Origin of the sequence: Daejeonella sp. (genome assembly GCF_037719425.1) — a bacterium.
In the GTDB taxonomy this organism is placed as follows: domain Bacteria; phylum Bacteroidota; class Bacteroidia; order Sphingobacteriales; family Sphingobacteriaceae; genus Daejeonella.
In genome coordinates, this window is record NZ_JBBJNI010000033.1 from 1 (window position 1) to 15,766 (window position 15,766).

Sequence of the window (15,766 nt, forward strand, 5' to 3'; positions counted from 1 at the left end):
CCATATCGCTAATTTACTAATTTTATTAGTATTTAACAAGTGACTACTTCAAAAAGATTATTTAGAAACTGCCCCAACTGACCAGGTTGATAACTCTTCAGTTTTTACAACAAGCAGTAATGCCAATACGTCTTTGAATGGTATTTACAGATACATGTTCCAAAGATATAGCGCTCAAAACCAGCCCGGTGTTGGTGGCATATTCTTAAACCTGGACTTTATGGGCGATGATATCGGGCAGACTACGGCTGCCTGGTATTCAGATGAAGCAGGATCCTGGCTATCACACAGAGCAGATAATAGTGCTTTAGTAAGTTATTCTTACAGGCTTTTTTATAGAATTATTGGTAATGCAAACTTCATTATTGATAATATAGAAACTTCTGCCGGAAGTGATGATGATAAAAAGAAGATAAAAGCGGAAGCTTTAACTTTAAGAGCTTATGGACATTATTATTTAGTACAAATGTTTGCTAAAAGATATGATGCCACTACCAAGCCTAATGCACAGTTGGGAGTACCTTTGTTAATTTTATCGACGGACACAAACAAGCCCCGAGCTACGGTGGAAGAAGTTTACACTCAAATTAACAAAGATTTGGATGAAGCAATCGCGTTAAATATTTCCACGCGAATTAACAAGAGTCATATAAATGTTTCGGTTGCGAAAGGTTTAAGAGCAAGGGTTGCTTTAACCATGCAGGATTATCCCAATGCTATTAAATTTGCGAAGGAGGTGATAGATGCTGGAACATTCCCTTTGATGTCAGCAACTGAATATCAATCAGGCTTTAATGATGCCCAAGCTATCGGCGAATTTATGTGGGCTTCAATTCCAGCGGCAGATCAAGCCGATACTTTTGGTTCTTTCTTCTCTCAAATAGCATATAACGCTAATACGACGTATATGAGGGGAAATCCAAAACGCATTAATTCTGCAACCTATGATAAAATTTCTGCTACTGATGTAAGAAAGAAAATGTGGGAACCAGCTCCTACACCGACAAATTTTCCTTTACCTTCTGTATCTTTTCAAAGATTCCCTTTTATGAGCAGAAAATTCTCAGTTAAAGTTGTTGGTCAGCCAACTTTAGGAGATGTACCCCTAATGAGATCTTCTGAAATGTATTTAATATTAGCAGAGGCTTATGCTAAAACAACTGGCGGTGATTTAAACGCCAGAACCACTTTATTTAGCTTAGTTACCAGGAGAGATCCAAACGCTGTTGTTTCAACTAACATTGGACAAGCGTTGATTGAGGAAATTTACCTTAACAGAAGAGTAGAATTGTGGGGTGAAGGTTTTAGATGGTTAGATCTAAAAAGATTAAACTTACCCCTGGACAGAACCCCCGCTGCATTTCCTAATTTTGTTCCTTTAACATCATCTGGTACTGTTTCTATCCCTGCTGGAGATCCAAAATGGCAATTTTTAATACCCAGGGCTGAAATGGAAGCTAATAAGAGCTTAGAGGGTCAGCAGAATCCGTAAAATTATTTCATTTTTATATAACGGGGCCTTCTATTAAAATAGAAAGCCCCTTTTTTGTACCTTATATCTATCAAAAATTGATTTGGATCCTGATTGATGTTTTGACGATTAAGTGAGGAGTTTAATAAGTATAAGGAGAGAAACCCAGAGGTTGTTCATAACAAAGGCGTAAGTGTATCCAAAAAGGGTTACATACAATTGTACTTGGTGGAAAAGAGATCTAATAAAGCTGTTCTCCAACTCTTTTTTTGAGACTAAACTAAAATGAATAGAATTGGTAAAATTGGTGCAAAGTATGGGACTGAATAGCCTTGACAATGATCGCTTTTATAGCGATCTTCAGTTATGGATATTTAAGTTTAATTGCTGTTTGTTCGTAACAATTAACCCGGTTGAGAAGGCTTACTTATCAACGTAATAAGTCAAAACTGCGCGTGTATTTCAATGTCAAGCTCTGGGTATCTAATAAATCCAGCAAATCTTTATCTTTAACAATATTAGCTACGATAAACAAACCATTATTCGCATTTTGAAGCCATCCGAATCTCGCATTTACAGAAGTAATTCTTGACCTGTTGTTGTATTGAACCAAACTCTGAACAAACATACGTGGCGTAAATGAGTAAGCCAACCGATTTCCGAGTACAATAGCTGTCAATTCTCCATTTGGCAGGTTTAATTTATTATGATTTATAATAACTGATGAATTAAACTTATCTCCAACTCTGGCTCTTATAGTGGCCCTTGTTGCTATTCTATTTCCTCCAAAGTATCCTCCTAATACTGTTTGAGTACTTAACGAAAGAGCTTTGTTCTGATTTGTCATCACGACAAGTTGCACTTCCTGATGCTTGTATTTTGACTTCGGCACTAAAACACCGAATATATTAAAATCTTTCAAGACCCCTTCGGTTGTAAAATTTGTTCCTGTATGAATTTCCAATCCACTTTTCCAAACCCAATGGTTGTCAATATGGAGGTATCCTGTAACTAAATTTCCATTAAAATCTGAATACTGTCTAAAGGAGATGTGAGGCCTGAGTTCTAAAATATTAAATAAATTATCTGGCCTCCATCTATGAAGGACCAGAAATTCAGGTTTTCTGAAAGCACTCCTTTGAAGAAAACCTACTTCCGGGTTGAATCCTTCGCCAACTTCGGTATAGGCAGCTCTCATTTCCCATCTTTCCCAATTGTAACTCCACTGTATTTTATATGAATGATCGGAGTTGGTAATCCCAGGAGTTGCGCTCTTAGCTAAGAACCCACTTATTTGTGCTTTTTGGCCCAGTCCCCATTTCCCGTCTACTGCCATAACGTGATTGTAATCAGAATTGCCTCCACCCAGCCCAGTTCTGTTTATAAAAGCCGCTCCGATTGAAGATCTGTTTTTTGGAAAATCGTGATTTACCCTCGCCATATTAAAGCTATTTTTTTCTATGCCCAAATTTTGGACATCATCAGTAAACATGCTTAACAATCCTACGTTAGTTTGTCCTATTTTACCTGAAACTCGTCCTCCTCCTATTATAGGTACAATATTCCCCTTTGCACCAATTCCAATTTTACGACTGAAAAATAAATCCACTTCCCCTGGACTACCCACTGTAAATTGACCCGCATTCTCCAGGAAAAATGGCCGCTTTTCCGGGAAAAACAAGTTGAATCGATCCAAATTCACTTGCTCGTCATCCACTTCGACCTGAGCGAAGTCGGTATTGTAGGTTAAGTCGAGTGTCAAACCAGGTGTTAGGCTATATTTCAAATCCATTCCAACCTCGAAATTCGTATCGGTTTTATTAGGTTCCTTGGCCTTGTTGTTGACTACCTGAGTAAGTGCATAGGGAAATATTTTAAAATTACCGGGATTTTTAAGGCTTAGTCCGTTTAATTTGCCGGCCATAGACAATCTTTTCAGATCGAAGCCTATTGGAATTGTTGCCCAATAAGCCGTTTCACTGGTTTTGCTAATGTTCCTTTCAAAATTTATCCCCCAAACCAGATTTTCTCCTGCTGTAAATCTTAGAGAGCTTAATGGAATTGCGAACTCAGCACTCCATCCATAATCTCCAATTTCGGATTTGACCTCCCAATCTGCGTCCCAGTTTAAATTTGTACCCCCGATTACGCCTCCTTGCTGGCGATTTGTATTTCTATTTCCCTGGCCTTCATTATCAATTTGAGCATCATACTCCATACCATCTGCATTGGTTCCGAATAAAAATCCATTCTGAGTGTCGTTATAGGTATCGAGGATAAATAGAAAGCTATCATCATCTGTAAGATCGGCATCTCTTCTCGAGTCGGAAACTACTATTGCCTTCGGATTACTATCATAACAGATTGCAGACACATAAAACATTTTGTCTGTATATGCAACCCTTATCACTGTCTTCTCGGAAGCCGGAGCGCCGATGTTAGGTTTGATTTGTGTTAATTCACCCAGGGGTTCTAGACTTTCCCAAAATAAATCACCGATTACTTTTCCGTCTATAATCGGGTCTTCATTACGTAAGTTCGCTTGAACAGAAGGCCGGCTCGTAATTTGATTTGCTGTTCGGTTTTCTTGAGCATTTGTGTAAAATGAACAAAGCATCATTAAGACTAGAAGCCATGGATATTTAGTTTGAACGATCATATATATGAGAAAAGTAGTTTGTTATGTAATTTGGTAAACTTAGTTTTATATTCACTTAAACCCACACAGGCCCAGTTATTTATACATTATTAACATAAGATTGTTACTTGGCGATATTTCCCCGGTTTCCTCGCCTGTTCCGGACTATCGCATATGGAATAACAGTTTGTTTTGCGTAAATTCCTTGAATTGGTACGGCCATCATTGTGAGTATATAGAAAGTAAATTTATATTGGTTAGGTTAGGTTAAATACTAACTAGTATGCTTCATAAGCTCATCGGTGATTTGCCTGTTTGAGTCACATTGGATAGAAGTTGCACATAAGATAAAGCGTATTTATTATTGCGAAAGGTTTTTCAACTATATTTAAATAAACTATAAACTATGTTCAGATATATTATGTTCCTTATTTTACCGCCGATGCTGATTTCGCGAAGTTCAGCTCAAACAGTAATTCCTCTTTATACTGGCAAAATTCCTAATTCTATTGGCGCACCTGATATAGAGAAATCTGATACCTCAAAAACCAGCGGTAGAATCGGAATCCAGAAAATATCAAATCCTACGTTAAGGGTCTACCTGCCAGCAAAAGAAAAGGCGACCGGTGCAGCGATAGTTATTTGTCCGGGTGGCGGGTATTCAGGCCTGGCTATCACTCATGAGGGTTATGAGGTGGCTGCTGAATTCAATAAAATAGGGGTAGCGGCTTTTGTACTAAAATATCGCTTGCCAAATGACAGGATAATGGTCAGCAAGGAAACCGGCCCCTTACAGGATGCACAGGAAGCGATCAAGATGGTTAGAAAACATGCAAAAAAATGGAATATTGATGCGAACAAGGTAGGTATTATGGGATTTTCGGCCGGCGGACACCTGGCTTCGACTGCAGGGACGCACTTCACCATCGCAGTGACAGAAAATAAAGACAACATTAATTTACGCCCTGATTTTATGATGCTGATCTACCCGGTGATCAGTTTTTCAGATAGCTTAACGCACAAAGGAAGCCGCGATAACCTTCTGGGACAAACGCCATCAGGTGAAAAGAAAATGCACTATTCAGCTGAACTTCAGGTGAACGGCCAAACTCCCCCTGTATTTCTCGTTCACGCACAGGATGATAAAACGGTTAAAGTAGGAAATAGCATTAAACTCTATGAATCACTGACTAAAAATGGTATCCCAGCAGAAATGCATCTTTATCCAAAAGGTGGACATGGCTTCGGATTGATTAATAAGACTTCCAATGACTTGTGGATGCAACACCTAAAAAACTGGATGATAGCAGGTAACTGGATCAAACCATAAAGCGGGTTTAAATAGTAAACCTAATTCATTTATTTCAAGGAAGCGATCAGTTTCTCATTCATAGTTACATAGTCTGCGTTCTGGGCTTTTTTAGCCAGCTCTATCGATTTATTAGCCGCAGCTATCGCTTCAGCTTTTTTACCCAGCTTAGCGAGGGTATTAGCCCGTTGGTGTTGCATCCAGTATGCTGTAGGATTTGATTCCACAGCTTTATCAAACCATACCAATGCCTGGTTCAGATCCTTGCCATTTTCCAAATAATACATTGCCGCATTAAAGTAGGGCTTCGTATCTTTTTCCATGACATTTTTAATCTGGGCCATTACTTTGGATTCTACATCTGTTGAAATTCCAACATCCACTCTTTTATTTTCCCATAATATTTGCAAATCACAGCTATTGGCGGTGATGTTGCCAAACCCTATAGTAAACGTTTCAGTGTTGAAAGGAAGGTTTACTGGTTTAACTTTTACACGTACTATATCCTGATCCTGTTTGTAGGCTGCAGGGCTGGTTACGTCAGTTTGTTTTGAAATAATAACAGTCCATTCATTTGCTTCCGGAATGGTAAGCAAACCATATTTACCGGCCATTATTTTTGTGCCTCCTATAGTAACTTCTTCGCCAAATGTTAGTGTGGTAGCAGTGTTTGCACCGGTACGCCATACTTTTCCGAAAGGAACCACATCGCCAAATATTTTACGTCCTTTCATACCCGGGCGGGAGTAAGAAAGTACAATGTTTGCCAGTCCAAAATCCTGGTTTACGGTAGTTGTAGGCGAAGGAGCCGGTGTTTTTAACGTTTGAGCATCGGAGCTTGCAAAAGAAAAAATTGCAATAGCGCCGGCTAAAAGAAGTTTTTTAATCATGGCGTTTGTTTTTGATAGTTAAAGGTAAGCTAATTAAGGGTGTTCTAAAAATTCATTTTTCAGTATATTTATCAAAGTTTGTTTTGGCGAATTTAGAATCGTTGCGACCCGCAATACAATTATGAATTTATTAAACTATTTCATAGCCCGTCTGATTTCATTAAGAAACAATGTAATTTTCACCTTTGGGTCGCCTTTGCCCAGGGTTTCAAGCGGAATATACCCGCGATAGCTGGATTCCTGAATTATCGCCATCAGTTTTTTCACGTCAGTTTTTTGCTCAATACCATTCATGTACAGATTTTCTTTTAATTGCCAGCTGATCGCGTATGGAATTGTCTTTTTTATTTCCTGATAGGCATCGTTACGAAAGCTGCCAATATCCAGAATCAGCCCAAACCAATCGGAATTGACACGTTGGATGATTTCAATGGTTTGATCGGCCGTTTTAAGAAAATCGTGATGATTTTGTATTCCCACAACCACCCCATGAGCTTTCCCGAATTCAACACATTCCCTGAGGCTTTCGACCAGATAATCAACCACTTTTTCGCGAGGGATATGTTTAACATCAGCTGTTCCGGAGAAAACCCGAATAACAGGAACTCCCAGTTTTTCGGCAGCTACAATCCAATTTTTCACCAACGCAACGCTTGCTTTTCGCCTGGCCGGATCTGGATCGGTAAAATCATTTCGCACACCTGTGCCGCTGATTTCAAGTCCAAGCAAAAAAGCTTTTTGTTTGATGTGGTACAAATATTCATCGGAAGGAACCTCCGGATAACCCGGGAAATAGTATGCAGTAATATCTACAGCATCAAACTGATTGGCGGCGCAATACTCCAATAATTCATCCAGATTCATTTCCCCGTTCATCAGCGGATCGTTGAACGAATAGGCATTCAGGCTGGTCTTTAATTTCGGTGGAAGTTTTTGTTGCGACATTCCTGTCAAAGGAAAACTTACCACCAAAAGAAAAAGGATCACAATTAACCCAAATTCAGACTTACGATTTCTGTTCATATGCTCCTATTTAAGCTTCACAGCCTTTCCCGTTTTAGCACTCTTTTTTGCCGCTTCCAATATTTCAACTACAATCATATTATTTTCAAGGGAAGACAGGTCATACTTTGGAAGTGCAATCTCCTTTCTCACCAGGGCAGCAAAAAGCGAAAATGGGTCGTTGTAAGGAGTTTCCAGCTTTTTTAAACTTTCTTTTCGCTCTGTTTTGTCGTTTGTCAGGCGCATTCTAATATCTGTGCCGTTATCGGCAATAACATATCCGGTTTTACCATAAACCTCCATATCTTTTCTGCTGAACGGCCAATTCCATGATGCCTGGATTATACCCTGCATTTTTGGATATTTCAGAAGAATAGTGGCTTCATCGTCAACCTTTGGATAAATGTCGGGTTTGATCTGTTGTGTTATGGCTAATACAGATTCAGGTTTTGCTCCACCGGTGAGCCAGGTGAGTAGATTAGCACCGTAGCAACCAAAATCTATAATGGCACCTCCACCATTTTGAATGGGATCGGTTAACCACTCTAAAAATTCTTTATTTACACCAATTTCCTGTGGACCCTGGTGCCCGTCATGTATAACCACTTTTCTTAACTCACCTATATCCTTATTTTTATTAGCTATTTCATACGCTTTATGGTTGCTGGCATACCATGTAGTTTCATAGTTAGTCAATAGAAGTATTTTGTATTTATCAGCAAGTATTTTCATCTTTTGGGCATGTTCAACGCTTACGGCCAAGGGTTTTTCAACCATCACATCTATGCCATAAGGTGCGCAGGCTTGTACTACCTCAAGGTGCTGATATATAGATCCAAATGCAGCAACTATTTCTGGCTTTGTCTGGGAGATCATTTCAGCCATTGAAGTAAAAACGATGTTCATGCTGTAGCCGTATCGGTCAGAATACCGCCTGGCTAAATCTTTATTGGGCTCTACTATACCTACGATTTGAACATCACCACGATCTGGTCTGCCTAATAAGCCATGCACATGAGAGTGAGTGATCCCCGCAATCCCCATTCGAAGGGGTTTCTTCGTTTGAGCCAGCAATGTCGTAGTCAGTGAAACAAGTAGAATGAACAGGGCGAATTTTTTCATGTGTGGGATGCTTTTAGCTGAAAACACCGTTTAAAGTTTTAGCCAGTAAGGGTTTAGATAAAAAGCCTTTCACAAAAGGGCTGATTTCAGCCTTTTCTTTGTCTCTGTCATCTATTGATGAAGAAAGAATATAAATACTAAACTGTTGCTTTATTTTCGGGGAAAAATCTTTAAAAATATCTAAAACTTCCCAGCCATCAAGCACTGGCATATTAATGTCGAGGAACACCACGGTAGGCATTTCAGATCCTTCAGTGTTGTATGAATCTTTTATAAACTGAAGGGCCATTTCAGGATCGGTAAAAGTTTTAATATCTGCGTTGCCTGCAAATCTTTGCAAGGTAAATTTGCAAATCATATTGTTGGTAGGATCATCATCAATCACTATAAAACGTTCAGGTATTTCCATAATTTATAGTTTACTGGTTTATTTTTGCCCTACCCGGGATTAATTTGTTTTATTCGCTATAGTCAAACTCAATTATAAATTCAGCCCCCCTGCCAACCTCGCTTCGCACTGAAACTTTTCCTCCCAGTGTTTCTACCTGCGTTTTTACCATGTACAGGCCCATCCCCTTTCCTTCTATATTAGCATGGAAACGTTTGTATAAGCCAAACAATTTGTCGCCATGTTTTACCATGTCTATCCCGCTCCCATTATCATTGAAATTGATGGTTAATTTGCTTTCACTAAGGTGAGAGCTTATTTCAATCCTGGGATCAACATCCGGCCGGCGATACTTAATACTGTTTGAAATAAGGTTGTAAAATATGCTGTGCATATAACTTTTGATCGTATTAAATTTATCTATCTCCGCAAAATCTGTAGTGATCTGCACCTTACCTTTTTTTACAAGGTCATTAATGCTTAATGCAATATCGTCTACTAATGCTGAAAATATTATCAGCTATTTCCGTTCGTTATTTTCTCTTTTTGTTTGAAGGATAGTATTTAAATCTACAATAACATTTTCGAGGCGATTGGCATTGGAAATTAGCGCCTCTGCCAATACTGCTTTGGTTTCGGCGTCATGTAAGTCATCACTCAGTTCGCCGGTAAGGCCCACAATATTTGCCACGGGTGCCCTGAGGTTGTGCGATATAATATAAGAAAACTGCTCCAGATCGTGGTTGCGCTGAATTAAGTCGGCAGTGATTTGTAGCCGTTCTTCGTAAGCTTTTAAAACCTCGAATTCGGCTTTTTTTCTGGCGTCAATATCCTGAAAGCTGCCATATCTCTTCACCAATTTGCCATCAGCGAATTCTGCCTGGCCGATGTTCCTTACCCATCGCTCATTACCTTTGGCCGTAATGATCTGTAACTCCAGGTCATATGGGATGTTGTTTTCGCTAAGGTCTTTTACCGCCCGGGTTATCTGCTCCCGACTCGAACCTTCCTTATAAAAGCCGATGCTTTTTGAACTATCCAAAACGAAATCTTTGTCAACTTCATGGATTTCCCGGGTTACATCAGACCAATAAATTGTACCTTCTTTTTTGTTAACCTCATAGTTGCCTATTCTTGCAAGCTTGTTGGTTTTATCTAAAAGATCTTCCAGCTTTTTCTTTTCGGTAATATCCTGGCAGGTTCCTACTGCACGAATGGGTACGTTATCTTCATCATTAAAGATCACCCAGGTTTCTGATACACATTTTTCTAAACCACTTGTAGTAACAATCCGATGTTCAATTAAATTAGACCCGCCCTTGTTTAACGATCTTTGTAAGGCTGCGTCTACTTTTTCCCGATCCCCGGGCGGTATGAAATTCAAAAAAGCCTGATAGTTTACCTCAAAAGTCTCGGGATCAGTTTCAAAGATACGGTGGGTTTCATCAGACCATTTTAAATTGAAAGTTCGCAAATCAGTTTCCCAGCTCCCTATTTTAGCCACCGCTTGCGCTGTAACAAAACGGGTTCGTTCATCTTCCAGTTCAGCAAGTGTGGTGGCGTGTTCAATTTCTGCAATTTTACGCTCTGTGATGTCTCTGAAATTTACAACGATCGCCTCAATTCCTTCGGTTTCGAGGAAATTGGTGAAAATACTTTCAACCCAAACGTAGCTTCCGTCTTTTTTCCGATCACGGGTAACCGGGCACGGCAAGGGCACTTCTGGATTCATCATAACCTTCGTCATAAAATCCTGCACGATCGTTACATCGTCCGGGTGGACGGTTCCGGCCAGGCCGAAGTTTAAGCACTCCTCATTGGTATATCCAAACTTCTTAATTACCGAAGGGCTTACGTAAATCGTTTTCCCGGTATGGTCTAGCATCGCGATCATGTCCTGACTGTTTTCGATCAAGCCTTTAAAAAACCTTTCGCTTTTTTCTACCTTTATCCGGGATGCTATTTGTTCGGTGATATCTATTACAATTGAAGATCTATATCTTTTGTGGTCTATAGTAATTAGAGTACTGTAGACTTCAACATCAATCACTTCTCCTGATTTTTTATGATGTTTGAATGTCCCTTTAAAATCATCATCCAACTTCGCAAAATCTTCAAAATGCTTTGCCAAAAAAGCTTTGTCTGTTTCAACCTTTAAATCCCGGAGCGTAATATTGAGAAATTCTTTTTCAGAATACCCGTATAGGGCTAAACAGGCTTTGTTTACCTGTATAAATTCGAGGCTCTCGGGATCAAAGACCCACATAGGTTGCGGGCTGAAATTAAACAGGTCATTGAAACGCTTTTCTGATTCCTGAATTTCTTGTGTTTTCTTTTGCCTTTCTAAACAATAACTGATGCTTTTATGAAGATTGATGGAGTTCAGTTCATCTTTCAACAAATAATCGCAAATGCCCAGGTTAATAGCCTGGATACTGAAATTCACATCTGAGTAGCCTGAAAGGATAATTACGGGGAAATCCTTAGAAATATTCAGTATACCGGTTATCAGATCTAAGCCACTTTTATCCGGCAGGGTAAGGTCTAATAAAATAACATCAAAAGCTGCCTCAGGTTCAGATAAAATCGACGACGCCTGTTTAAAGGTTCCAGCATGTATTACTGAAGGAACACTATATTCGTTCAGATAATCTTGCACTAATTCAAAATCTCCACGGTTATCTTCAACAATCAGGATACGTAGGGGGCTAACCGGGCTTATCATATTAACTGTTGTTGTCTGGCAGATTGGCAATTGAGATCCAGAATTTCTCAATAGTCGTTATTAGGTCCAAAAAATTATCGGCATCTACCGGTTTTGTTATAAAGCAATTTACGTAGTTTCTGTAAGCCTCGTTAATATCTGCAGGCGAGGAAGAGGTGGTAAGTATAATAACAGGGATCTGCCTTAAATCATCATTGTCTTTAATAAACTTTAAAACCTGGTGCCCATTTTTTTTGGGCAGGTTTATGTCCAGCAAAACCATATCAGGCCGGGCAGCATCTGCGAAACCCTTAGCCCGTACAAGAAAATCCATTGCCTGCTTTCCATCTTTTACCACACTTAGTTTTGTAATCAACTTCGCACTTTCCAACGCTTCAGTAATGAGGAATATATCTCCTTCATTATCTTCTACAAGTAAAATATGTTTAGGCTCCATAAAATTTAATTAAAGCGTATTTAGACAGGTTTTGCTGAGCGTCGTTAAATAATGAACTTGGTTGGTTAGTTTTTGGAAGTTATTTACAGCTGTGTGAGATAATTTAACAAATCCGTTATCATCGACTGCTCTGTTTTACCAGCATCAAAAGTATAACTAATATAAGCATTTGCTTTTATATCAAGGCTTTGAGATATTTATCTTGAAGCAGTACCATAAAATGGGTTAATGCCCGATATTCATTTTTTAGGAATAGTGAAATAAAATGTGCTTCCCTTGTCCTCTTCAGATTCTACCCAGATTTTTCCGCCCAGATTAAGAATGATCTTTTTGCAAACTGCAAGCCCTATCCCCGTGCCCGAATATTCATCTTTATTGTGCAGCCGTTGAAAAATCACAAATATATTGTTGAAATATTCCTCCTCTATACCAATGCCATTATCGCTAACTGCAAATTGCCAAAAAGCTTCAGACTCTTCGGCAGAAATTGTAATTGCTGGCGTTCGGTCTTTTTTATGATATTTAAGCGCGTTGCTTATCAGGTTTTGAAACACCTGCCGCAATGGGGTTTTATAGGTTATTAGAGTTGGCAGTTTTTCAAACTTGATGATCGCATTCGTTTCGTCAATTTGGCTTTGGCACAATAGAATAATTTCCCGCACAATTTCATTGAGGTCAATATCGCTTTCCTCATCTTCAACTTTTCCTACCCTTGAAAATTCGAGCAGATCCAGGATTATCTGGCGCATTCTTTTAGCGCCATCTGCTGCAAAGTGGATATATTTTTTGCCTCTGGCATCAAGTACATCACTGTAATTTTGTTCCAGCTGCCCTAAAAATCCGGTGACCATCCGCAGCGGCTCCTGCAAATCGTGCGAAGCTACAAACGCAAATCCCTCCAGTTCTTCATTTGACATTGCCAGATCTTTTGCATGCTTTTGAAGAGTTACAGATATTTCGGCTAATTTTTTATCTGCTAATTTACGCTCTGTTATATCCGTGAAAAAAACCGATAGGCCGCTAACTGATGGAAAGGCCCTGACTTCAAACCACTTGTCCCGTTTAGAGCTAAAAGACTCGAAATTAGTTGCTTCATTTGTTTCAATTGCCTCATGATATTTGTTGTAGGTTTTTGAGCCAATAGCTTTAGGAAAAATCTCCCACAGATTGATGCCAAGAGTTTTTACTCTGGGAATTTGCATCAGATTTTCAGCCTCCCTGTTCCAATATGTAACTATCCAATCTTTGTCTACAGCAAAAAATGCATCTCCAATACTTTCAAGAACGGTATTCTTCTCTTCGTAAGCTTTTAATGTTTCAATTTCAGCTTTTTTTCTGGCATCAATATCCTGGAAACTGCCATATAATTTTACGCATTCTCCGTTAATAAATTCCGGATCTCCAATAGCACGTACCCATCGCTCAATATTATTTGCAGTTATGATCACCAATTCCAAATCAAAGACTATCCCATTAGCAATTGCCTCTTGCACGGCATTGGTAATAGCTTCCCGGTCATAGCCGCTCTTGTAAAAATTTATGGCTGTTTCAAGATCCGGGATATAATCTGCGCTTACTTCATGTATTTCTTTTGTAATATCAGACCAGTGAATCGTATTTTTTATAAGGTCAAGTTCATAGTTGCCAATTCGTGCCCGCTTATTTGATTTGTCTAAAAGATCCTGTAGCTCCTTTTTGGCTGTGATATCAGTAATCATGCTCAGCGAGCCCTTATATATGCCATTTTCGTCCAGCAATGGGTCTGATGAAACATGGGCCCAGATCTTTTTACCGCTTTTTGTTACAAAATTCAAATCAATGATTTCTGATATCCCCTTTTTTCTTCGTTCGATGGCTGCTAAAAAGGCCTCCCTTCCTTCCTTGTTTGTAAAATGAAAAATTTCCTTCCCAATCATTTCATCTTCAGTATATTCCAGTATCTCACACAATCTTTGGTTCACAAAAGTGATCCTGTTGAGTTCATCTCTCATCCAGATCCCTTCTTGTGTGGTCTCTACTATCCGCCGGTACTGCTGCTCGCTTATTTCTATTCTCTCCTGAGCTTCAATTAAGCGGGCACTTTCCAATTGCATTTCAAGGGCCATTTCACGGTATTGCTGCTCGCTTTGCCGCAACATTTCTTCAGCCTTTTTTTTCTCGGTAATGTCATAGACTATTTTAGCTGCTCCAATAATTTTCCCCCTGGCATCAGTAAGCGGCGAGAGAGTTACCGAAACATCCACTCTTGTGGCATTTTTTGTAAGCCTAACGGTTTCAAAATGCTCTACAGATCCTCCTCTTTTAATCGTTCCCATAAATTCAGCTTCTTCAGGGAGATGGTCAGGTGGGATAAGCAGCGCGATGTTTTTGCCAATTATTTCTGCTGCTGAATAACCTAAAATCTTTTCGGCGCCTTTGTTCCAACTGGTAATTGTTCCATCTAGTGTTTTGCTGATAATGCCGTCATTAGAAGCCGCAACAATAGCGGCAAGATGTGCATGTTCATTACTCAGGCGCTCACGCTCTTTTTCCTTGTTTGATTTTTCCAGTGCATTTTGAATGGCGGTTGGCAAGCGGTGCAAACGGTCTTTAAGAATATAATCATCAGCACCTTTTTTAATTAAATCAACTGCTAACTCATCGGCCATTGCTGCAGTGATCAATATAAAAGGAATTTTTAAACCCGTTTTTTGCAGAATAGCCAGGGCTTCGATTGAATTAAAAGATGGAAGATTATGATCAGAAAGAATAATATCCGGGGAATAGTCATTTAATGCCTGAATAAACTTCTCCCTTTTATCTACAACCAGTATTTCAAAATCGAGGTCGCTTTTCTTTAATTGGTGATTTACAAGAAAGGCATCACTGCTAACATCTTCTACGTGTAAAATTTTTAATTTACTATTCATGAGAGAAGAGTTAGGTCCGGTTTTTTACATTACAAGTCGAGCGCTTAAATATCCATAATTCATAAACTTACCATTAATTTCTTTAGCATCATTAATGATAGTCTACCAGCGATCATAACATACAAGCGAGGGCAAATGTGTGGATAAAAAATCCCTTTATGATCGAATGGACTGCCTTCGGAATAGGCCCATAGACGACCTTACTTGGTTTAAGTGTTCCGTAGGATCACTTAAATCTAAATATAAAAAATCAGGACTCTGTCCGGCAAACAAACTACAACATTTCAATAGGAAGCAACCCTTCTTCTTTCTCACAATAGTCTGCTGAGCCTGACAGCAAATATAATACGATCAAAATTGGCTGTAAAATATTCCTCCCAGAAAGTACATTGCATGTTTTCATCTGTATATAATTTGTTTTTTAAAGGTGATGAACCTGCCTGCCGGTAGGCTGGGCTATCATGATTTTATTCATTCCACTGTGATGGAAAAATCATGATGGTTTCATACTATCATATAATTACTTTGTTTATCCCTGTTATGTTTTAATATGCTAAAAGAGATTAGGCAAAGATTAAGTGTCCCACCCGGCCAGGTCTTTTTTATTAAACAAATCTCTCCACCGGATTTTTTCTGAGCATGAATCAATCGCAAAACAGTGAATAAAACAAGATAATACTAAAAACCTTTTTCCGCATTATTATTTAGGTTTAACGAGCCTCATGATAAAATCTTCTGCCACTTCACCCTTACGTGTATCTATATTCATTTGAGGGGCATGAAAACTTGCTTTCATACCAACTTCATTAGCTTTATCCATAAGTGCTTTAATATGTAATGGCGAATGCTGAACTTCTACCAGATTGGCAGGCATGC

General features: G+C 39.1%; 11 protein-coding genes and 1 pseudogene. 3 read left to right on the forward strand and 9 right to left on the reverse strand.

Annotated features, from left to right (window positions below; genetic code table 11):
- Positions 1 to 67 precede the first annotated feature (67 nt).
- Positions 68 to 682 (forward strand): annotated as a pseudogene (locus WKF69_RS06460) (RagB/SusD family nutrient uptake outer membrane protein); the annotation flags it as partial.
- A 297-nt stretch (positions 683 to 979) separates the two neighbouring features.
- The gene (locus WKF69_RS06465) at positions 980 to 1,492 is read left to right on the forward strand and encodes a RagB/SusD family nutrient uptake outer membrane protein (protein WP_340380573.1); all 513 of its coding nucleotides are present in this window, start codon (positions 980 to 982) and stop codon (positions 1,490 to 1,492) included.
- 409 nt (positions 1,493 to 1,901) lie between these two features.
- Here WKF69_RS06465 and WKF69_RS06470 read toward each other — a convergent pair whose 3' ends face one another.
- On the reverse strand, positions 1,902 to 4,130 hold the full coding sequence (locus WKF69_RS06470; RefSeq protein WP_340380541.1) for a DUF5916 domain-containing protein: 2,229 nt from the start codon (positions 4,128 to 4,130) through the stop codon (positions 1,902 to 1,904).
- Positions 4,131 to 4,515: 385 nt separating this feature from the next.
- Between WKF69_RS06470 and WKF69_RS06475 the strand changes: the two genes are divergently transcribed.
- Positions 4,516 to 5,439 (forward strand): alpha/beta hydrolase, encoded by a 924-nt coding sequence (locus WKF69_RS06475; protein WP_340380543.1) that lies wholly within the window; start codon positions 4,516 to 4,518, stop codon positions 5,437 to 5,439.
- 29 nt (positions 5,440 to 5,468) lie between these two features.
- Here WKF69_RS06475 and WKF69_RS06480 read toward each other — a convergent pair whose 3' ends face one another.
- The 8 genes from WKF69_RS06480 to WKF69_RS06515 all read right to left on the reverse strand — a co-directional run bounded on the left by WKF69_RS06480 (position 5,469) and on the right by WKF69_RS06515 (position 14,890).
- Positions 5,469 to 6,308 carry a DUF2911 domain-containing protein gene (locus tag WKF69_RS06480; protein WP_340380545.1) on the reverse strand — a complete coding sequence of 280 codons (840 nt, stop codon included), beginning with the start codon at positions 6,306 to 6,308 and terminating at the stop codon, positions 5,469 to 5,471.
- Between the two features lie 135 nt (positions 6,309 to 6,443).
- Entirely contained in the window at positions 6,444 to 7,331 is an 888-nt protein-coding gene (locus WKF69_RS06485; protein ID WP_340380547.1) for a sugar phosphate isomerase/epimerase family protein, read from the reverse strand.
- 6 nt (positions 7,332 to 7,337) lie between these two features.
- Positions 7,338 to 8,432 carry a Gfo/Idh/MocA family oxidoreductase gene (locus tag WKF69_RS06490; protein WP_340380549.1) on the reverse strand — a complete coding sequence of 365 codons (1,095 nt, stop codon included), beginning with the start codon at positions 8,430 to 8,432 and terminating at the stop codon, positions 7,338 to 7,340.
- Positions 8,433 to 8,445: 13 nt separating this feature from the next.
- Positions 8,446 to 8,841 (reverse strand): response regulator, encoded by a 396-nt coding sequence (locus tag WKF69_RS06495; RefSeq protein ID WP_340380551.1) that lies wholly within the window; start codon positions 8,839 to 8,841, stop codon positions 8,446 to 8,448.
- Positions 8,842 to 8,890: 49 nt separating this feature from the next.
- The gene (locus tag WKF69_RS06500) at positions 8,891 to 9,271 is read right to left on the reverse strand and encodes an ATP-binding protein (RefSeq protein ID WP_340380553.1); all 381 of its coding nucleotides are present in this window, start codon (positions 9,269 to 9,271) and stop codon (positions 8,891 to 8,893) included.
- Positions 9,272 to 9,340: 69 nt separating this feature from the next.
- Positions 9,341 to 11,545, reverse strand: a complete 2,205-nt coding sequence (locus WKF69_RS06505; RefSeq protein WP_340380555.1) for a PAS domain S-box protein — start codon at positions 11,543 to 11,545, stop codon at positions 9,341 to 9,343.
- A 1-nt stretch (position 11,546) separates the two neighbouring features.
- A complete protein-coding gene (locus WKF69_RS06510; RefSeq protein WP_340380557.1) occupies positions 11,547 to 11,981 on the reverse strand; it encodes a response regulator in 435 nt (144 codons plus the stop codon).
- 239 nt (positions 11,982 to 12,220) lie between these two features.
- Positions 12,221 to 14,890, reverse strand: a complete 2,670-nt coding sequence (locus tag WKF69_RS06515) for a PAS domain S-box protein (RefSeq protein ID WP_340380559.1) — start codon at positions 14,888 to 14,890, stop codon at positions 12,221 to 12,223.
- Between the last annotated feature and the right edge of the window lie 876 nt (positions 14,891 to 15,766).

What these genes read in the sequence shown, in the direction of transcription:
- WKF69_RS06490 (WP_340380549.1), bottom strand. Translation starts at nt 8,432, where the DNA reads ATGAAAAAATTCGCCCTGTTCATTCTACTTGTTTCACTGACTACGACA.
- WKF69_RS06480 (WP_340380545.1), bottom strand. Translation starts at nt 6,308, where the DNA reads ATGATTAAAAAACTTCTTTTAGCCGGCGCTATTGCAATTTTTTCTTTT.
- WKF69_RS06505 (WP_340380555.1), bottom strand. Translation starts at nt 11,545, where the DNA reads ATGATAAGCCCGGTTAGCCCCCTACGTATCCTGATTGTTGAAGATAAC.
- WKF69_RS06495 (WP_340380551.1), bottom strand. Translation starts at nt 8,841, where the DNA reads ATGGAAATACCTGAACGTTTTATAGTGATTGATGATGATCCTACCAAC.
- WKF69_RS06475 (WP_340380543.1), top strand. Translation starts at nt 4,516, where the DNA reads ATGTTCAGATATATTATGTTCCTTATTTTACCGCCGATGCTGATTTCG.
- WKF69_RS06510 (WP_340380557.1), bottom strand. Translation starts at nt 11,981, where the DNA reads ATGGAGCCTAAACATATTTTACTTGTAGAAGATAATGAAGGAGATATA.
- WKF69_RS06485 (WP_340380547.1), bottom strand. Translation starts at nt 7,331, where the DNA reads ATGAACAGAAATCGTAAGTCTGAATTTGGGTTAATTGTGATCCTTTTT.
- WKF69_RS06470 (WP_340380541.1), bottom strand. Translation starts at nt 4,130, where the DNA reads ATGATCGTTCAAACTAAATATCCATGGCTTCTAGTCTTAATGATGCTT.
- WKF69_RS06515 (WP_340380559.1), bottom strand. Translation starts at nt 14,890, where the DNA reads ATGAATAGTAAATTAAAAATTTTACACGTAGAAGATGTTAGCAGTGAT.
- WKF69_RS06465 (WP_340380573.1), top strand. Translation starts at nt 980, where the DNA reads ATGTGGGAACCAGCTCCTACACCGACAAATTTTCCTTTACCTTCTGTA.